This window comes from Myroides albus, from assembly GCF_009711045.1.
GTDB classification, from domain to species: domain Bacteria; phylum Bacteroidota; class Bacteroidia; order Flavobacteriales; family Flavobacteriaceae; genus Flavobacterium; species Flavobacterium album_A.
Genome location: NZ_WMJX01000003.1, coordinates 156,557 through 176,237, shown reverse-complemented (window position 1 = coordinate 176,237; position 19,681 = coordinate 156,557). Strand labels below are relative to the sequence as shown.

General features: G+C 34.0%; 13 protein-coding genes and 1 tRNA gene. 7 read left to right on the top strand and 7 right to left on the bottom strand.

The window, feature by feature from the left end:
• Positions 1 to 49 precede the first annotated feature (49 nt).
• From GJV76_RS03050 to GJV76_RS03040, 3 genes are all read right to left on the bottom strand, one after another.
• Positions 50 to 122: transfer RNA gene (locus GJV76_RS03050), tRNA-Gly, on the bottom strand.
• Positions 123 to 312: 190 nt separating this feature from the next.
• Positions 313 to 2,913, bottom strand: coding sequence for a DNA mismatch repair protein MutS (gene mutS, locus GJV76_RS03045; protein WP_155091170.1), 2,601 nt, complete (start codon positions 2,911 to 2,913; stop codon positions 313 to 315).
• 142 nt (positions 2,914 to 3,055) lie between these two features.
• A complete protein-coding gene (locus tag GJV76_RS03040) occupies positions 3,056 to 3,577 on the bottom strand; it encodes an FUSC family protein (RefSeq protein ID WP_155091169.1) in 522 nt (173 codons plus the stop codon).
• A gap of 589 nt (positions 3,578 to 4,166) precedes the next feature.
• Here GJV76_RS03040 and GJV76_RS03035 point away from each other — a divergent pair.
• The 3 genes from GJV76_RS03035 to GJV76_RS03025 all read left to right on the top strand — a co-directional run bounded on the left by GJV76_RS03035 (position 4,167) and on the right by GJV76_RS03025 (position 7,327).
• Positions 4,167 to 4,694, top strand: a complete 528-nt coding sequence (locus tag GJV76_RS03035; RefSeq protein ID WP_155091168.1) for an RNA methyltransferase — start codon at positions 4,167 to 4,169, stop codon at positions 4,692 to 4,694.
• A gap of 1,253 nt (positions 4,695 to 5,947) precedes the next feature.
• Entirely contained in the window at positions 5,948 to 6,826 is an 879-nt protein-coding gene (locus tag GJV76_RS03030; protein ID WP_155091167.1) for a DUF3806 domain-containing protein, read from the top strand.
• 300 nt (positions 6,827 to 7,126) lie between these two features.
• Positions 7,127 to 7,327, top strand: coding sequence for a hypothetical protein (locus GJV76_RS03025; RefSeq protein WP_155091166.1), 201 nt, complete (start codon positions 7,127 to 7,129; stop codon positions 7,325 to 7,327).
• Between the two features lie 245 nt (positions 7,328 to 7,572).
• Here GJV76_RS03025 and folK read toward each other — a convergent pair whose 3' ends face one another.
• Complete coding sequence (gene folK / locus GJV76_RS03020; protein ID WP_155091165.1) at positions 7,573 to 8,706, bottom strand: 2-amino-4-hydroxy-6-hydroxymethyldihydropteridine diphosphokinase; 1,134 nt, start codon at positions 8,704 to 8,706, stop codon at positions 7,573 to 7,575.
• 125 nt (positions 8,707 to 8,831) lie between these two features.
• Here folK and sppA point away from each other — a divergent pair, with 125 nt between their 5' ends.
• Entirely contained in the window at positions 8,832 to 10,601 is a 1,770-nt protein-coding gene (gene sppA / locus GJV76_RS03015; protein WP_155091164.1) for a signal peptide peptidase SppA, read from the top strand.
• Between the two features lie 90 nt (positions 10,602 to 10,691).
• Positions 10,692 to 13,343, top strand: a complete 2,652-nt coding sequence (locus GJV76_RS03010) for an AsmA family protein (RefSeq protein WP_155091163.1) — start codon at positions 10,692 to 10,694, stop codon at positions 13,341 to 13,343.
• Between the two features lie 52 nt (positions 13,344 to 13,395).
• On the opposite strand, the gene GJV76_RS03005 is transcribed toward GJV76_RS03010, so the two are convergent.
• Positions 13,396 to 14,193: a DUF2797 domain-containing protein gene (locus GJV76_RS03005; RefSeq protein WP_155091162.1), complete on the bottom strand. Its 798-nt coding sequence runs from the start codon at positions 14,191 to 14,193 to the stop codon at positions 13,396 to 13,398.
• Positions 14,194 to 14,302: 109 nt separating this feature from the next.
• Here GJV76_RS03005 and GJV76_RS03000 point away from each other — a divergent pair, with 109 nt between their 5' ends.
• Positions 14,303 to 15,811 (top strand): GH3 auxin-responsive promoter family protein, encoded by a 1,509-nt coding sequence (locus tag GJV76_RS03000; protein WP_155091161.1) that lies wholly within the window; start codon positions 14,303 to 14,305, stop codon positions 15,809 to 15,811.
• Positions 15,812 to 15,881: 70 nt separating this feature from the next.
• On the opposite strand, the gene GJV76_RS02995 is transcribed toward GJV76_RS03000, so the two are convergent.
• Both GJV76_RS02995 and GJV76_RS02990 read right to left on the bottom strand, forming a co-directional pair.
• Positions 15,882 to 16,130 (bottom strand): hypothetical protein, encoded by a 249-nt coding sequence (locus tag GJV76_RS02995; RefSeq protein WP_155091160.1) that lies wholly within the window; start codon positions 16,128 to 16,130, stop codon positions 15,882 to 15,884.
• A 131-nt stretch (positions 16,131 to 16,261) separates the two neighbouring features.
• On the bottom strand, positions 16,262 to 18,415 hold the full coding sequence (locus GJV76_RS02990; RefSeq protein ID WP_155091159.1) for a S46 family peptidase: 2,154 nt from the start codon (positions 18,413 to 18,415) through the stop codon (positions 16,262 to 16,264).
• Between the two features lie 391 nt (positions 18,416 to 18,806).
• Between GJV76_RS02990 and GJV76_RS02985 the strand changes: the two genes are divergently transcribed.
• Entirely contained in the window at positions 18,807 to 19,646 is an 840-nt protein-coding gene (locus GJV76_RS02985; protein WP_155091158.1) for an aldo/keto reductase, read from the top strand.
• Positions 19,647 to 19,681 lie beyond the last annotated feature (35 nt).

Here is a 19,681-nt window from a genome sequence, read left to right as displayed (position 1 = left end):
TTTTAAGTCCAGCGTGTCTACCACTTCCACCACCCGAGCAAAAAGTTTGAGCGAAAAACGGGGTTCGAACCCGCGACCTCAACCTTGGCAAGGTTGCGCTCTACCAACTGAGCTATTTTCGCATATTGTTTTTATGAACGTTGCTTTACTTCTGTATTGCGAGTGCAAATATAGAACGAATTTCCGTATCTCCAAACATTCAGATCGAAAAAAAATGAAATATTTTACAAGTTGTTGATTATCAAAAATAAAAAAATGAAAGTTTTTTTATACAAAAGCAGTAGTCCTTCAAAAAGACTACTGCTTATCGTATTATTTGGTAACTAATTTCTTCAATTCATTTAGTTTCATCATGGCTTCAATAGGGGTAAGCGCATTGATATCTGTATTGAGTATCTCCTGTTTAATTTCCTCGAGTAAAGGGTCATCCAGATTAAAGAAACTCAACTGTAAATCTTGTTCAGCAGGTTTTAGAGCTTGTTCTTCTTTTTTGTGTCCTTTTTCGAGCTGTTTTAGCATCTTTTCGGCGCGATTAATTACTGTTTTTGGCATACCAGCCATTTTTGCTACGTGAATACCAAAACTATGTGCGCTACCTCCTGGTACTAATTTTCTAATAAAAAGCACGTTATCTTTAAGCTCTTTTACTGATACATTAAAGTTTTTAACGCCATCAAAATATTCTTGCATATCATTTAATTCGTGATAATGAGTTGCAAAAAGTGTCTTGGGTTTTGTTGGATGTTCATGCAGGTATTCTGCAATCGCCCAAGCAATGGATATACCGTCATAGGTACTTGTTCCACGGCCTATCTCATCTAACAATACTAAACTTCTATCGGATATATTATTTAGAATGGATGCTGTTTCATTCATTTCAACCATGAAAGTAGATTCTCCCATTGAAATATTATCTGAAGCTCCAACACGGGTGAATATTTTATCTACAACGCCCATTCTAACTGCCGTAGCAGGGACAAAACTCCCCATTTGTGCCAATAATACAATCAAGGCGGTTTGCCTTAAAATAGCTGATTTACCTGACATATTAGGTCCCGTGATCATGATGATTTGCTGGGTATTGTTGTTTAAATATACATCATTAGATATATAAGGTACATCATGTGGTAACTGTTTCTCAATGACAGGGTGCCTACCTTCAGTGATTTCTAAATCATAGCTGTCATCAATTGTAGGTCTAACATAATTGTTGTCAATAGCCAATTGTGCAAAGGACGCTAAACAGTCAATTTGAGCTATTAGATTAGCATTTAATTGTACGGGTTTTATATATTGCGCACACCAATTGACAAATTCGTCGTATAACTCTGTTTCAAGTTTATATATTTTCTCCTCTGCTCCTAAGATTTTGCTTTCATACTCTTTTAATTCTTCGGTAATGTATCGTTCTGCATTAACCAAGGTCTGCTTTCTAATCCAGTTTGAAGGAACTTTATCTTTATGAGTATTGCGCACTTCTATGTAATAACCAAAAACATTATTAAAGGCTACTTTTAGTGAAGGGATACCTGTATTTTGGCTTTCTCTTAATTCTATGGCTTCTAAGAAGGTCTTTCCTGAGTGGGATATACTTCTTAATTCATCTAACTCTTTATTTATTCCTTGCGCGATGGCATTTCCCTTAGTGATTGATACAGGAGCCTCTGGGTGAATTGTTTTTTCAATTCTTTCGCGCAGGAGTCCACAATCATGTAAAGCGTCTCCAATGCCTTTTAAGGCAATATTCTTACTTTTTAATGCATGTTCTTTGATGGGAATAATAGCGTCAAGTGACTCTCTAAGATAGGTTAACTCCCTTGGTGAAACTTTACCTGTGGCTATTTTAGAAGTTAGTCGTTCTAAATCAGATATCTGTTTAATCTGTTTTTGAAATACAGTCAATAAGGCAGTCTCTCTTTTTAATTCTTCTACTACCTCATGTCGTTCTACTATTCGCTTATTGTTCTTTAAAGGTAATGCTAACCAGCGTTTTAGTAAGCGTCCTCCCATAGGAGAAATCGTTTTATCTATGACACTAAGCAAGGTAATAGCATTTGGATTTGTACTATTGTAAAGCTCTAAATTGCGTATAGTAAATCGATCCATCCACACATAAGCATCTTCTGCTATGCGTTGGATATTACTGATATGCTGTATCTTGGTGTGTTGTGTTTCAGATAGATAGTATAAGATAGCACCTGAAGAAATAATACCTTCTTCCAGATCTTCAATCCCATATCCCTTTAATGAGTTTGTATTAAAGTGCTTAGTAAGGGAATCAAAGGCAAAATCTTCTTTGAATACCCAATCGTCTAAAAAGAAAAGGTTGTAATTGTTGCCAAAGTATTCTTGAAACTTTAGTTTATTGTTTTTTTGTACCAGTACTTCACTTGGGTGAAAATTCTGTAATAGTTTATCTATATATTCACTATCGCCTTCAGAAGTTAAAAATTCTCCTGTGGATACATCTAAAAATGAAATACCAATATTCTTTTTTGCAAAGTGAATTGCACATAAGAAGTTGTTTGTTTTTGATTGTAGTACTTCATCATTAAGTGCTACACCTGGAGTCACAAGTTCTGTGACACCTCTTTTTACAATTGTCTTTGTTGTTTTAGGATCTTCTAATTGATCACAGATTGCCACTCGCAAACCAGCTTTTACTAATTTTGGTAAGTAGACGTTGACTGAATGATGTGGAAAGCCTGCAAGTTCAATTTCACTTGCAGTACCTGGAGATCGTTTGGTAAGTGTAATGCCTAAAATATTTGCAGTTCGAATAGCATCTTCTCCAAATGTTTCATAGAAATCACCAACTCTAAATAACAAACAAGCATCAGGATACTTAGACTTGATGTCATTGTATTGTTTCATTAGAGGAGTTTCTTTTGGAGCTTTAGCCTTTGCAGCCATATTGTGTATTTTTTGTGATTTGTACAAATATAAGACAGAAAATGAAATGAGGGATTTCATTCCACCAATTAATGAAACTCGAATGCCGAGAATGAATCAATTAGTAGATTTCATTAATGTTGTGATTCACCTTGAGCAAAGTTTATTTTAAAGGAATGCCATAATGACGTTTTAGACTGCGAATAATTATTGAGGTGAAAACCGTAATCAATAAGCCAATAAGACAGCCAATAGTCACTGATAAAGTTCGAATTACAGGAGTTATTTCTACTCCCATTTCTGTTGTATGAGGTTGTATGAGAATGATTAGAAGAGCAACTAAAGCAACTCTTGCCATATTTAGAATATTGAAAAAGTAGCAGGTCAAGATGGTGATGAAAACTCCGAGTAAACACACATAGAAGTTTACGTTGGGCTGTATTTCTAAACAGATAAGTCCTGCAATAGAACCGACTAAATTGGATTTGAATCGCTCGACAGATAATTTCTTTGAGTTTTTACCCTCAGGAGAAATGACAAGCATAATTGAAATAATCGTCCATATTAATTGATAGTCCGGGAATTGCAATAACAAAGCGTAGCCAATAGCAAGACCTATTGTACAACGTATGGTGTAAATTGTTACAGGTGAAGTTATTATCCGGGTTATTAAATTCGCAAACATAAAAATTAAATTAAGCTTGCAAAAGTACTTATGTTATCTTAGAGAATCAATGAAATATGTCCTTTTCTGTCAAAAATCAATTAGTCAATTGTAGTAAAACTAAAAATGCAAACGGTTAGCAGTGAAATTAAAATCGAAAAGTAGTACAAGAAGCGTGGGTTGTTTTTTTCTGCAGTTAAATTGAATAAGATGATGCTTGGTAGGATTATTAATGCTGTGATACAAGGTAACCAAGCAATATTGAAAAGTGTCGAAAAGTATTCATTCAGATACAAAGAAGTATGTATACTACTATACAGTAATACGCAAAAGAAAATGTTGTTTACTATATTGATGTAAGCTAAGCGTTTAAGAGTTAATTTTTTCATCTAATTAGCAGTGTTTTATAGTGTGTTTCCTTGAGTTTGATTACAATTTAATTAAAATAGTATTGACTGATTAACCTCCTTTTTTTCAGTGTTTGTATAGTGATAGACTTTAAAACAAATTATTTGTTTATTACTCAATATAATTTGCTGTTAAGCGATGTTTACTTGTCAATTCTTTTTTCTTAGAATTTATTAAGTAATTTTGCCCAAAATTTTAAGTTATGCGCAAATTAGCTAATAGCGAATTAGATCGTAAGAATGTAGAAGAATTCAAGGCTTCCGAAAAAACTCCAATTATAGTTGTATTAGATGATGTAAGAAGTTTGCACAATATTGGTTCTGTGTTTAGAACATGCGATGCTTTCTTGATAGAGAAAGTGTACCTATGTGGTATTACAGCTACACCTCCGAACAAAGAAATTCACAAAACAGCATTGGGGGCTACTGATACCGTGGAGTGGGAGTATGCAAAAGAGGTGGTTGAAGTTGTTAAGGGCTTAAAAGAGCAAGGAGTTTCTGTACAATCAGTTGAGCAGGTTGAAAAAAGTGTGATGCTTCATGACTTTAAAGTTGAAACAGATGTAAAGTACGCATTAGTTTTTGGTAACGAGGTCAAAGGGGTTAATCAAGAAGTTGTTGATTTAAGTAATGGCGTTATTGAGATTCCACAATTGGGAACCAAACATTCGCTTAATATTTCAGTTAGTGCAGGGATCGTGATTTGGGATTTGTTTCAACAAATGCAATAGCAATTTATACAGTTTTATTTATACACATATCCTGTCCATTGCTTGGAGGAGAAAGCGGATTTCTATCATTTAACATAGGCTCTGATTGTGATTAGTCTGCCTGGATAAAGGTTGTCATCACAGTTGTAGTGGATAAATAAGGAATACAGCTCCTTATTGATACTGAGCATACTAACGGCAATTGCTCTTTTGATGATTTTAAAAACTAAAAGAAATCAAAGGAGGAATGTGATAGCAGGTAAGACGGCAATTCAATGCGAATGTCAACTTCGTGTTTTTTTGTTTTTTAAGAGAATTGATTTACAGGTGATTAATATATGAAAGCTACTTTATAACAAAGTAGCTTTTTGTTTTCAAAAACACTGATTCTCGGGCTATAGAAGCTAACTGTGTAAAATTAGTATCCAAGGTTATAAAGGAAACCGCCACGCAATCTTTTTGTTCTACGATAGATTTAGGCCTTAAGATACAGCTTATCTAATCTGCTCGTTTAGTTTAGCACTTCAATACGACCTGGATAGAAAAACCAATAGCTAAGCGGTCTATTTACTTTAAGAATATAGTAATTGTAGCAATCAACGAGTAACGATAAAACTCATATATAGAGTATTCTTCAGTATGATAATGATCAAATACAGCTTTTTACGAGAAGGATTTGTGCGTTTTTGGTCGTACTTTCTTAGGGGTTTCTAGGAGGTTTCTAAGGGTTTTCTTGGGAAAATACCCCTTTTTGCCAGTAAAACTGCAAGAATACTCGAAGAATTGTGCAAGAAAGCCCAAGGAAAATACAATTATCTCTTGTACTTAGTTAATACATAATCGGTTTGAATGCTTTACAATTACTAAGAAAAAAGGAAAACTATATCTAAGTGATTTTCTGAAATCACATAGAGTAATGCAACAAGAGATAGTTTAAAACAATTCTATGAGTAATAGATGAATAGGAGGAGGAGGATACTTGAAGTCGTTCATTGGTTTCAAGGTACCAGAGAAATCAAATCAAAAATGCTTTACTTTCACTTTTGCAACTTGTATTGCTACCAATAGTGACAATATTCTTTGTGTTAAGAACGGCAATATTGATGCTGTTGGTTGATCTTTTTGGATTGGAGTTTATGTGTATAAAGCAATGAGAGAATGGGAATTTTGTGGTTTTTAGAAGGAATGAATTTTTTGCATACGCAACAACTTGAGATACTGCTTCAATATTGCTTTTAAAAGTATATATTTGATTCAGAAAAAATATATAAACGATGAAAATATTTGAAATAGGGAATGGGCAAACCATTATGAAAGGATCAAGCGATTATTATTGCTCATTGGAAAATGAAAAAACCTTGCAGATTTACAAGGGGTTAAGTGAGAATGAGCCAGTGATTCGCGTAAGTATGTTGTACTTTCAACGCAATGAAGGAGTAACTCAAGAAGAAGCTATTCGCACCTTTCAAGAACAAGCAAAAGAGCACAATGCTGAATGTACTGTTCTTCCCAATAAAGTTTACTACGCATACGATAGTCATGCAATAGAAGATGTGTACATGCATGTCTATGAAGTAATGTATGGTGAAAATATTATTATCGTTTCTTTATCTGCTGCTAAGGGGACTGAAGGAAGCGAAGATGTAAAAGCTCATTTGGAGGATATGAGACAAATGGTAGAGAGTATTGATAGTCTGGCATCTTTAGAACTTCCATTACTTGAACCTACTTATAACGATATGTACTACCTCTCTCAGGCTGTTGTAAAACTCTATGGAATGGATGCAGAGGAAATCGATGAATATTACACAAGTGGTAAAGCAATAGATCGCTTACAAACAATTCTCGACAACAAAGAGTATGACCAAGCAGATGGAGCTGCTCACTTTGCTTTAGGGATGGCATTTGGTGTGGCGATGGTTTACGAGTACCCTGATCTACATTGGGTTTTGGTAAGTGATCAATATGGTAGAGAGCTTGCGCTGCAATATCAGAATTTGGCAGTTCAGTGTTTTCCTATCAGTATGATATTAAAACGCTTAGAGGACAATGAAGTTATTGATGTTAAGCATTTGTTGCAAGAAACGTTTAATCAAATTCAAGCTACCTTGCAGAAAGACGAGGATTTTAGATATTTAGAATACAATTACTAATAGTCCACTAGACTCAATTTTTTGTCTTGTTGTGGAGAGTTTTTAGAATTCGGATTTGGCAATTGATTTAGTCAACACTTGTTTTCTTAAAGAAGAACCTTAATTTAATCAATACTTTGAGATTAGATATGATCATAAGAATAAGAGAACATGAATTGTTTTAATCACTTAGATCAAATTGCTATATCTCAGTGTACTGGTTGCTCAAAAGGACTTTGTCCTTTGTGTTCACAGACATAAACGATACCTATTTGTCAAATTTGTAATTCAAAGCGGTTTACTTCAGAAAGGTGGACTATATTGAAAGATATTTTGACAATCTATATTGGAGGAGGAATACTCCTGTTTGTTTTTATTCAATTTACTATTAATACTGGCAAATCTCCAAGTAGTGATACTCCAATAAAATTGGCTATGTACTTTATGATGTTTTATCAATTTGCTGCTGTTATTGCAGGTTGGAAAATGTTCAGTAAGATTACATCATCTATGTTTATGTGATTGTCTATTATTGGTTAGTTAATCTACGTTATGATTAAGTTTCTCTTATCTTCAATGGTAGGATTAGTCATATTGCCTATTCGTACAATTCGAAGTATTCTTAGATTAATAGAGTTAAAGAAAATAGACCGTATTGGTAAAGTGGTTTAAAAGGGTTAACCCCTTTGAGTATACGGTATAAATATAGAGGGCAGTCAATTGCATCCAATTGACTGCCCTTTTATTTTGTGTATTATTAAAATATTCTATTTTAGTTTATCTTGAATTAGATTGAGGATGTGGATATAATCTTCTTGATTAGCAACAAAGTCTAAGTCAGAGATATCAATGGTCAGCACCTTTTCTGGGTGTAGTGTCTTAACATAGTTTAGATAACCTTGGTTCACATTATCTAAATAGGTAGATGTGATATCACTTTCGTATGATCGTCCTCTTTTCTTTATATTGTCAAGTAGTCTGTCCGTATTTTGATATAAGAATACATAGAGATCAGGTTGAGGTGTCTCTTTGTACATGATTTCAAATATTTGATGATATAATCTGAACTCATCTTCTTCTAAAGTAATTTGAGCAAAGATGAGTGATTTGTAGATATAGTAATCTGCTATAACAAACTCCTTGAATAAGTCATATTGAGCTAAATCATCAGATAACTGATTATATCGATCGGCTAAAAACGACATCTCTAAGGGAAAAGCATATCGTGTTGCATCTTTATAAAACTTAGGAAGGAAAGGGTTATCTGCAAATCCTTCTAATATTAATTTAGCATTGAAATCATCAGATATTCGAGTAGTCAAGGTTGTTTTACCAGCTCCGATATTTCCTTCAATTGCTATAAAGTTGACATCCGTAAATCCATATTTACTGATAGGTTCTTCAATAGTTCCCACCAATTTGTATTCGGTTTGATCAGGACATACTTTCAGTAATTCTCGATACGATTTTTTTAGGATGGGATGTGACCATTCTAAATTCAAGTCAGCTGCCGGTAAAAGAACAAATCTCCTGTCCTGCATCAGAGGATGAGGTATGGTCAATGTCGAGCTATTGTGTACTTCTTGATTAAATGAAATGATGTCTATATCTATGATACGCGCTATATAACCTGGTTCGTTACTGCGTATTCTACCCAATGTTTTTTCAATTTCTAATATTTTAGAAATGGCTACTTCTCCTTCCAGTGTACTATGTATAAGTAATGCACAATTAAAAAAAGCCTCGCTTTGAAATCCCCAAGCAGGAAATTCGTAAATTGGCGAAACCTTAATAACAGTACCTATATGTTTGTGAATAAGATCAATGGCCTTTTGGATATTAGCCATTTTATCACCTTGATTGGTACCTATAGATAATACTATGTTATTTTGTGTATACATAAGGGCAAAGTAACTAAAAGAAATTTGAATAAATGCTACTTTTGTAGTAGTTCTTATCCACAAAATTAATTGGGAATGTAACAAAATTAGTATCAATACGACTAATAGAATAAATTGTTTTATATATGAGATTTTTAAGAAATGTGTTAGCGACAATCGTAGGGTTATTTGTCTTTACTATTTTAGCTTTCTTTATGTTATTGTCAATTGGAGCGGCAATCGGAAGTAGTGGCTCTGAAAAAGTAGTAGTTAAAAGCAATTCTGTTTTAGAATTAGATTTATCTAAAGTGACTTATGATTATGGAGGTAAATTTAACTTTAAAGATATCAGTATTTCAGATGAAGATACAGATGGTTTGTCAAATGTTTTGAAAGCCATTGAAGTAGCTAAATCAGATGATAAAATTAAGGGGATATCTATTTTGAAGAACAATTCTTCTTTGGGGATTTCACAGCGAAGCGAATTGCGTGAGGCATTAGAGCGTTTTAAAGAAAGTGGCAAGTTCGTCCTGTCTTATGCGGATATGTACTCGCAGACAGAATACTATTTAAGTTCTGTGGCTGATTCTATTTACTTGAATCCTGTGGGAGATTTAGATTTTAGAGGGTTAGCAACAGAAATTCTTTATTTGAAAGACCTTCAAGAAAAGACTGGTGTGAAGATGGAGGTGATTCGTCATGGTAAGTATAAGAGTGCTGTAGAACCATACTTAGAGAATAAAATGAGTGCAGCGAATTATGAGCAAATTTCTGTGTTTTTAAATTCTATTTGGGGTAATGTGGTTACTGATATATCAAACAGTAGAAATATCTCTGTAGAGAAACTGAATGAGATCGCTGGCAGTCTGGGTGCAAGAACACCTGAATTAGCTTTGAAAACAGGCTTGGTAGATAAAGTAGTTTACGAAGATGAGTATCATGCTGATATTAAAAAAGCACTTAACATAGACGACGATGCTGAGTATAATAAAATTAAAATTTTAGAATACACTAAGTCAATACATGCTGCTGAAGCTTTGAAAACAAAAGACGATCAAATTGCAGTTATTTATGCACAAGGTCAAATCTTAAGTGGTGAAGGAAATGTAAACTATATTGGAGAAGGGTCAATCAATAGAGCCTTGAGAAAAGCGAGAAAAAACGATAAAGTAAAAGCGATTGTTTTGCGCGTGGATAGTCCAGGTGGAAGTGCATTGACATCAGATTTAATTTGGCGAGAAATAGAGTTAACTAAAAAAGAGAAACCTGTAATTGTATCTATGGGAAGCATGGCTGCTTCTGGAGGTTATTACATCTCGTGTAACGCAGATAGAATTTTTGCAGATGCTACCACAATTACTGGGTCTATCGGCGTTTTCGGTATGTTGCCAAACTTCAGTAATGTCGCTTCGAAGTATGGCGTTAATGCACAACAAGTAAAAACGCATGAGAATGCAGTTATGTATAGCCCATTTAAACCTTTAGATGAAAATTCAAGAAAGCATATCACAGAAAGTGTAGAGAATGTATATACTACGTTTGTTAACCGTGTAGCAGCTGGTAGAAACATGACTTTCGAGCAAGTTGACGCTTTAGCACAAGGTAGAGTTTGGACGGGTACAGATGCGATTGCTAATGGATTAGTTGATGAGATCGGAGGCTTGAGTAAAGCTATTCAATATGCAGTTGATAAAGTTGAACTTGAAACTTATCAAGTTGTCAATTATCCTGAGTATGAATTAAATTTTGAGGACTTGCTTAGAAAATATTTAGGAGCTTCTGTTCTAAAAACCCAAGATGAGTTGATCAAAGAAAAGATTGGAGAAGCTAATTATGAACTAATTGAGCGTTTAAACTATTTTAATTCTTTAAAAGGAGTGCAAACAATATTACCTTATGAGATAACTGTCTATTAAGAGTAACAATAATGGAAATATGTAAGAGAGCCAACCGTATTTATACGTGTTGGCTCTTTTTTTCGTTATTTTGTATAAAATATATTTGTTATGGGTAAAAAGATTTTGAAATGGGGTGGAGGTATTCTTGTCCTATTAATTATTTTATTGTTATTAACTCCAGTCTTGTTTAAGGGGAAAATACAAGACTTAGTTAAGAAGACTATTAATGATAATATTAATGCCACAGTCAACTTTGAAAGTGTAAACTTAAGTTTAATACGCAATTTCCCTAAGGCAACAGTGTCGATTAATGAGTTAGTCGTTATTAATAAAGCTCCTTTTGAGGGAGATACACTTGTGTATTCTGAAAAGATTGGTCTGAAAATGTCAGTGATGCAATTGTTTAACAGTGCAAATGAACCAATGCAAATCGAGTCTATCTCCGCTCTGAATACAAAAGTGAATGTACTTGTAGATGAGAAGGGGGTAGCTAACTATGATGTGGCAATTATAGATGAAGAGGATCAAGAGGATTCAGAGGATTCAGAAACGACTCCTTTTTCATTGGCATTAGATTATTACTTAATCGAGAATTTGAATGTCAGCTATACTGATTTAAGTTCTAAGATGACTTTTATTGCAAAAGAGTTATACCATCAAGGTAAAGGAAACTTAGCTAATAATGTATTGGACTTAAATACGGAGACGAGAACGAAAGTTTCATTCGACATGGAGGGGACCAAAATGTTGAATGATGTAAGTCTATCTCTAAAAGCCATTATCGGAATAGATATGGATAGTATGAAGTTTACATTTAAGGACAATAAGGCTTTGATTAATCAATTGCCTTTGCAGTTTGATGGGTCATTGCAGATGGTTGAGGATGGTCAATTGTACGATTTGACTTTCGGTACTCCTGATTCAGATTTCAAAAACTTCTTGGGATTGATACCTGAGGCTTATGCAGGAAACTTGGATGGGGTAACTACCTCAGGGGATTTTAAGGTGGATGGAAAAGTAAAAGGGAAATTATCTGAGCAAACGATACTGACATTGGCAATTCACATGGGAGCTAAGAATGCGTCATTCCAATATCCGGATTTGCCACAAGGTGTTTCAAACATTGTTTTAGATGTCAATATAATGAATCAGACAGGAATAGTGAAAGATACTTATGTTGACCTTAACAAACTGTCATTTAAAATTGATAAGGATGTTTTTAATGCAAGTGCAAACATTAGAAATATAACAGAGAATATGCTTGTAAACGCTAAGTTTGACGGAATAATTAACCTGGCAAATGTGACAAAAGCATATCCAATAAAAATGGATATACCCCTTTCGGGAATATTGAAAGCAAATGTGAATACTGCTTTTGATATGAATTCGGTGGAAAAAGGACTCTATCAAAATATAAAAAACTCAGGTAGTCTATCGTTGACAGGGTTTAACTATTCAAATGATGCCATGGCGAAGCCACTGCAGATACAAGAAGCAGCTTTGACCTTTAATACAAGTAATGTAAGCTTGAATAAGTTTAACCTGAAAACAGGAACAACAGATATCGCAGCTGATGGTCGATTAGATAATTTATATGGGTTCTTATTCAAAAAGCAAACACTAAAAGGAAACTTCAATGTTAATTCAAGCAACTTTGTCTTGGCGGATTTAATGAAAGAAGATGTTGTTTCAACAACGGAAACTCCGAAGAAGGAAGAAAAAGCGACAAATGATGCAGCAGAGCCTTTAAAAATACCAGGATTCTTAGATTGTACTATTAACGCAAATGCTAAAAAGGTAGTCTATGACAATTTAGTGCTTAACAATGTGAAAGGTAGTTTGGTTATTCGCGATGAAGCTGCTCGTTTACAGAATATGTCAACAAATATCTTTAATGGTATATTAGCGTTTGATGGGAATGTATCAACAAAAGAAACTACTCCAGTTTTTGATATGAATTTAGGATTAAAATCCCTTGATGTAAAAAGTACATTTACAGAATTAGAGTTTCTTAAAACGATTGCACCAATTGCGGGGATTGTTAGTGGAAAAATAAATGGGGATGTGAAGATGAGTGGGAAGTTAAATGCTTTAGACTTAACACCAGATATGAATAGTTTAAGTGGGGATATTCAAGGAACTTTGGTTGACTCTGAAATTGATCCTCAAAAATCTCAATTGCTTGCGGCTTTAGATAAGGGGGTTTCTTTTATAGATTTAAAGAAAATAGATTTAAACAACAAGCGTATGCATATTGTGTTTAAAAATGGAAAAGTACAGTTTAAACCCTTTGACATAAAGTTAAAAGACATGGCAGTACAGGTATCAGGAGAACATGGTTTTGATCAAACGTTAGACTATGATTTAGATTTTAAAGTACCTGCTAAGTTATTGGGTAGTGATATTGCAAATACATTAGCTAAGTTAGGACCAAAGGAAAGCGATAAATTCAATGCGATCCCTGTAAAGGTAGAGTTAACTGGTAACTTTGCTTCTCCTAAAGTTGGAACAAATATGGGAGAAGTGGTAACTAATTTGACAAATCAGATTATTGAAGAACAAAAAAATAGATTAGTTGACAAGGGAACAGAAGCTTTGTTTGATATGCTTGGTGGAGGAAAGAAAAAGAATGAAGGGGAAGGAGCTAATGCGGAAGGAGAAGCAAAAAAAGATGAAACAGAAGAAGTTGTTAATAAACTCGGTGAAGGATTAAAAGGGTTATTCGGCAAAAAGAAAAAAGAAGAACCTGCAAAAGAATAGTTTAAAAATGAAGAGAGCTCTTTAGAAAGAGCTCTCTTTTTTGTTTTTCGTATTATTGAATATTTATATTGACTACAAAGCCTTCATAGGTACGAATATTAAATACGGTTCCATCTTCAAATATTAAATATTGACCTTTTACTCCTTTTAGTTTCCCTTCAAAAGAAGGCGTTTTTTCTAAATTGAGACTTTTAATTTTTGTTGGATATTGCAAGACAGGATAGTTGAGGTCTAATAATCTGTTCGATGTTGTGTCAAAATAAGATTTAACTTCTTCTGGTAGCTTGTCTAAGAGAGATTCTCTTATTGCAAATAAATCTTCTGTAGCTATTTCGTTTTGAAGCATTTTTCTCCAATTAGTTTTGTCTGTAAAGGTATCTTTTAGAGCTACTTCAGTGATTCCTGCTAAATATCGGTTTGGCACCTCTACAATCTCTATTGCTTTGGATGCTCCCTGGTCTATCCATCTGGTAGGAACTTGAGTTTTACGAGTAACGCCTACTTTTACATCACTGGATAGTGCAAGGTATACTATATGAGGTTGTAATTGAACTTTTGATTCATAAGCTAAGTCGCGGTCTTCAATCCCTAAATGTGCTGTACTTAGTTCTGGTCTCATAATCCAATCACCAACTTCAGCACTTTTATAAAAGCAATCATAGCAAAATCCTTGTCGAAATATCTTTTTGTGCTCTCCACAGTTCAAACATTCATATCCGACAAATTCGATTTGAATTGTTCTGTCTAATATTTGATTGATATTTAAAAAGTTATTTTTAAAGACTAAATAGTATTCAATAGGATTGTTAAATTCCGTCTGCATTTTGTTTAAAACTCCTTCGTATTGCATAAATAAAATTGTTATTTTTGGTAAGGCAGTAAAAATACAAAAAACATTTACTACTAAAATTATTTGCTTTTTTATTTAAAAGTAAATTAGACTGATTATTTGACACTATATGGCTTTTACAATTATTAATTCTATAGCATCATGGATTCTCAAGAAGCGAATTCATCAAATAGATTTGTTTAGAAAATACCCTAATGAAGTTCAAAATGATTTGTTTTTAAGTTTGATTAAAACAAATGAAAAAACTTTATTGGGTAAAGAGTTTGGATATGAAAGTATATCTAACTATAAGACTTTTTCTGAAAGAGTACCTTTATTCAAGTATGAGGAATTTGAACCTTATATAGAGCGTGCGCGAAAAGGTGAAAGCAATATATTTTGGCCAGAGCAGATTCGTTGGTTTGCAAAGTCAAGCGGAACCACTAATGCCAAGAGCAAGTTTATTCCTGTTAGCAATGAAGCTTTAGAGAATTGTCATTACAAAGCAGCAAAAGATCTATTGTGCTTGTACTTAAATAACAATGAAAATTCCCAACTCTTTACCGGAAAAAGTTTGAGATTAGGTGGAAGTAAGCAGTTGTATGAAGATAATAATACTTTTTTTGGTGATCTTTCGGCTATTCTGATTGACAATATGCCTTTTTGGGCAGAGTTTAGCAGTACGCCAAGTAATAAGACTTCCTTGATGTCTGAGTGGGAAAGTAAGATGAATGCGATTATCAAAGAGGTTAGAAATGAGAATGTAACAAGTTTTGCAGGTGTTCCATCTTGGATGCTGGTATTGTTTAATCGCATTATTGAGGAAACAGGTAAGCACGATTTACACGAGCTATGGCCTAATGCAGAAGTTTACTTTCATGGGGGAGTTAGTTTTGAACCGTATAAGGATCAATATAAGAAGTTATTGCCAAGAAAAGACTTTAGGTATTACGAGATCTATAATGCGTCAGAAGGGTTCTTTGCTATTCAAGATCAGAACGATTGTAATGAGTTGCTTTTGATGCTTGATTATGGCATTTTCTATGAATTTATACCTATGGATACCTATGGGACGTCAAATCAAAAGATTATTCCGTTATCCGAAGTTGAAAAGGACAAGAATTATGCTATAGTTATTACAACCAATGCTGGTTTAGTACGTTATTTGATTGGAGATACTGTTCGATTTACAAGTTTACTACCTTATCGCATTAAGATCACTGGAAGAACTAAGCACTATATCAACGTTTTTGGAGAGGAGTTAATGATTGAAAATACGGATAGAGCACTGGCTAAGACATGTAATGAGTTTAACGCTGAGGTAGCTGAATATACAGTTGCACCAATTTTTATGAATGGAACAGATAAAGGAGCTCACGAGTGGTTAGTCGAGTTTACTAAAGAACCTTCGGATATGAGACTTTTTAGTGAAGTATTAGATAAAAACTTACAAGCATTAAATTCTGATTATGAAGCTAAAAGAGCTAATAATATGACATTGAATCCATTGGTGTTTCACAATGCAAGAAAGAATTTGTTCTACGACTGGTTAAAAAACAACGATAAGCTGGGAGGTCAACATAAAGTTCCAAGATTGTCTAATGAGAGAAAATTGTTAGAAGAACTTTTAAATATGTAGAATAGAAAGTAATATAAATAAGAAAACCTCGCCTTGCGAGGTTTTCTTTTTATGAATAGTTTTGCTAAAATTATTTAGCAGCTTCTTCTGTAGCTGGAGCTTCTTCTGTAGTAGCTGGAGCTTCTTCTGTAGTAGCTTCAGTTTCAACAACAGTTTCTTCAGTTGTAGCTGGAGCCTCTTCAGTTGTAGCTGGAGCTTCTTCAGTTGTAGTTTCAACAGTTGTTTCTTCTTGAGTTGCTTCTTTTGCAGTTTCTTTACAAGATACAAAAGATACTCCCATCATAGCTACTAAAGCAATGCTTAATGCGATTTTTTTCATCTTAAATTAAATATAAAAGTTAATTATTAATTCGAGACAAATATATAACTTTTTTGATTCCATTATTTTTTTTGCAAACTTTTTTTTTATGTTTTTTTTTGCAATTAAAATATTGTAAATCAAGTATTTGGTTAGTTGTTCTTCTTAGGGTGAACCAGTTTCATCTCGTCTATTAAATGTTTTGCATCTGCAAACTTATCGATGATGAATAAAATGTATCTGGCATCCACCATAATGTTACGACAGATAGAAGGGTCATAGTAAATATCACTCATCGTTCCTTCCCATACACGGTCGAAATTTAAACCGATTAAATTACCGTATGCATCCACTGCCGGACTACCTGAATTACCTCCAGTTGTGTGGTTAGTCGCGATGAAATTAACAGGTAATTTTCCGTTGTCTGCATATTGACCATAATCTTTCGAATTATATAACTCTACTAATTTTTGAGGAACATCAAATTCGTAGTCACCAGGAACATATTTTTCCATAATTCCTTCTAAATGTGTTACTGGTTCGTAGTATGTAGCGTCTTTCGGGAAGTAACCATCCACTTTACCATAAGTAACTCTTAAAGTACTGTTTGCATCTGGGAAAATGCGTGCATCTGGATATAACTCTAATTGAGCTTTCATGAAGGTACGTTGCAAAGCGTTTATTTCTCTGTCTAATTCTTCATATTTAGGAAGAATGTTTTGTTGGTAGTTTTGGAAGATCTCTTTCGCAAAAACATAGCCAGCATCGTTATTCAGATTTTCTAAAACTTGCTTGCTGTCACCTTGAAGTAATTGTTGTAATCCTTCATATGATGTCAATTTACTCGTACTGTATATTTTTTTAGTAGTTGATGCAATGTCAATGTTCTTAAGAATTTCTGGCAAGAACTCTTGAGGTGCTTCTTTCGCGTATTTTCCTACAATAGCTTCAAATACTTTTTCATCTACAACTTTGCTGTAATTTTTATAAAAACGCTCTTGTCCTTTAACGATAGCATTCTTTTTATTTTCGAAAGCTTGTGTGTTATTCAAAGAGCTTTCAATAGCGTAAACTTTCCATGCAGCCGATAGTAATTCTGCATTTCGCAGCGCTACTTCAGTGTAGTAATCTTTACTTACCGCATAAGGAGTTATTTCTTTGTAAAGCTTTTCGAATTGAGGTAAAATATTTGCGTACTCTTTCGTCTTTTTATTTTTATTAGCTCTTTCTATAAAATCCTTTTCGAATGCTTGTTTAGCAGCAACAGCATTTGTTTTGTTTAAACCTAAGCTTTCTCCAATCCACTTTTTCCAGTAGTTAGCTGTACTTGCATACTTAGAGGCATATTGAATCTTTATCGCTTGATTAGCACGCATAAATTCATCAGTAATTTTAAGTGCCGTATCTCTAATTCCAATTCTCACAGGATTTAGATCATTTACAATTTGTTCAACAGCATACGAAGGCAAATACTCTTGAGTTCTTCCAGGATAACCAAAAACCATAGTAAAATCGCCATTTGATATACCATCTAATGAGATAGGGAAGTAGTACTTAGGTGTATATGGTACGTTGTCTTTAGAGTATTCTGCAGGTCTGTTATTTTTGTCTGCATAAATACGGAAAAGAGAGAAATCTCCTGTGTGTCTAGGCCAAACCCAGTTGTCAGTATCTGAACCAAATTTACCAATTGATGATGGTGGAGCTCCAACTAAACGCACGTCTTTGAATGTCTCAGTTACAAATAGAATATATTGATTCCCTTCGAAGAATGATTTGATTTTATTCTCTTGCCATTCTTCTTTTGGAAAGTTTGCAATTGTCTTAGCAATGTTTTTATTGATTTTCTCTTTTTTGACTACTTCAGAGTCTTTGTCTTTTACTCCTGCTAATACTTGTTTTGTCACATCTTCGATGCGTACCATGAAAGTAACAACTAAGTTATCATTAGGAAGTTCATCTGCTTTTGTTTTAGCCCAGAATCCATTTGCTAAGTAGTCATTTTCTACTGATGAATGCGCTTGAATTTGACTGTAACCACAGTGGTGATTTGTAAGTAGCAACCCTTGTGGAGATATTACTTCAGAAGAACATCCTCCATTAAAATGCGGAACCGCATCTTTCATACTTGAGTTGTTTACATCGTAAATGTCTTGAACTGACATTTTCATACCTAGGCTTTGCATTTCTGTTTCGTTCATTCCTTTTAGAAGGGAAGGAACCCACATTCCGCCTTGTTGCGCATAGATAGGCATAGCAACAAGAACAACAAGTGCCTTGAATAAATGTTTAATTTTTTGATTCATAAAAGTATTCGTTAGAATTGAATTTGCTGGCAAGATACAATTTTACAAGAGAAAGCTAAAATTGAAAATCGCATAAAGCATGTTTATAACAGGTGTTCTGTCATATAACCTAAGTGCGATTATACTATATAACAGTGATTGGTAATGACGTAATTTGTCATTACTGATCATCGAGTAGAGGGAGAGTTACTCTATAATGACGTTTGAATTTAACTGTTTACGATGTGAAATTATTAATAGTAGAGATAGAAATGCATAGTCAATGTATCTTCTGTTTTTGAAATGTTCAGGTAATTATTACCTGCAAGTGTTTGGATTTTGAGCTGTATAGGTTATTTTTGAATGAAAGGTTAGCGCACGTTGCTATCACTAATATAAATCGCAAACTAAAATGGATACATATACATTAAGTAATGGAGTCAAAATTCCTTCTGTAGGATTTGGAACTTGGAAAGCGGCTGAAGGAGAACAAGCAGTAAATGCTGTTCTACAAGCCTTAGAAGTAGGATATAGACATATTGATACAGCATATTTCTATAAGAACGAAGTTAGTATCGGTAAGGCCATTCAATTATCGAATGTCAAGCGCGAAGAAATTTTTGTAACGACAAAGTTATGGAATGAGCATAGGGGATACGATCGTACATTAAAAGCTTTTCAGCATTCATTGGATAATTTACAATTAGCGTATATCGATTTATATTTAATTCATTGGCCAGCATCGAGTAATCAGTTTGCAGATTGGAAAGAAGTTAATGCTGATACTTGGAGAGCACTTGAGAAGCTTTACAAAGAGGGTAAAGTTCGCGCTATCGGTGTATGTAATTTTCATGAACATCACTTGCAAGCTCTGCTTGATGTAGCAGAGATAAAGCCGATGGTCAATCAAATAGAGTTTCATCCCGGTTTTATGCAAGAAGAGGTTGTTTCTTTTTGTGCAAAAAGCGGTATACTCATTGAAGCATGGAGCCCAATCGGTAGAGGGAATGTTTTGGATAGTGAATTATTGCAGTCACTTGCTTTAAAGTACCATGTAACTGTTCCGCAATTATGTTTGCGATGGATATTACAAAAAGGGCATTTACCTTTGCCAAAATCAGTTACTTCTCATCGAATAAAAGAGAATTTAGATTTGTATCATTTTGAAATTGACAGCAAAGATGTTGTGTTAATTGATAAAATGTCCTATATTGGTGGTTCGGGATTGCATCCCGATCGTGTTGACTTCTAAATAAAGGAGGTCTTCAGTTACAGTATAATTATTAA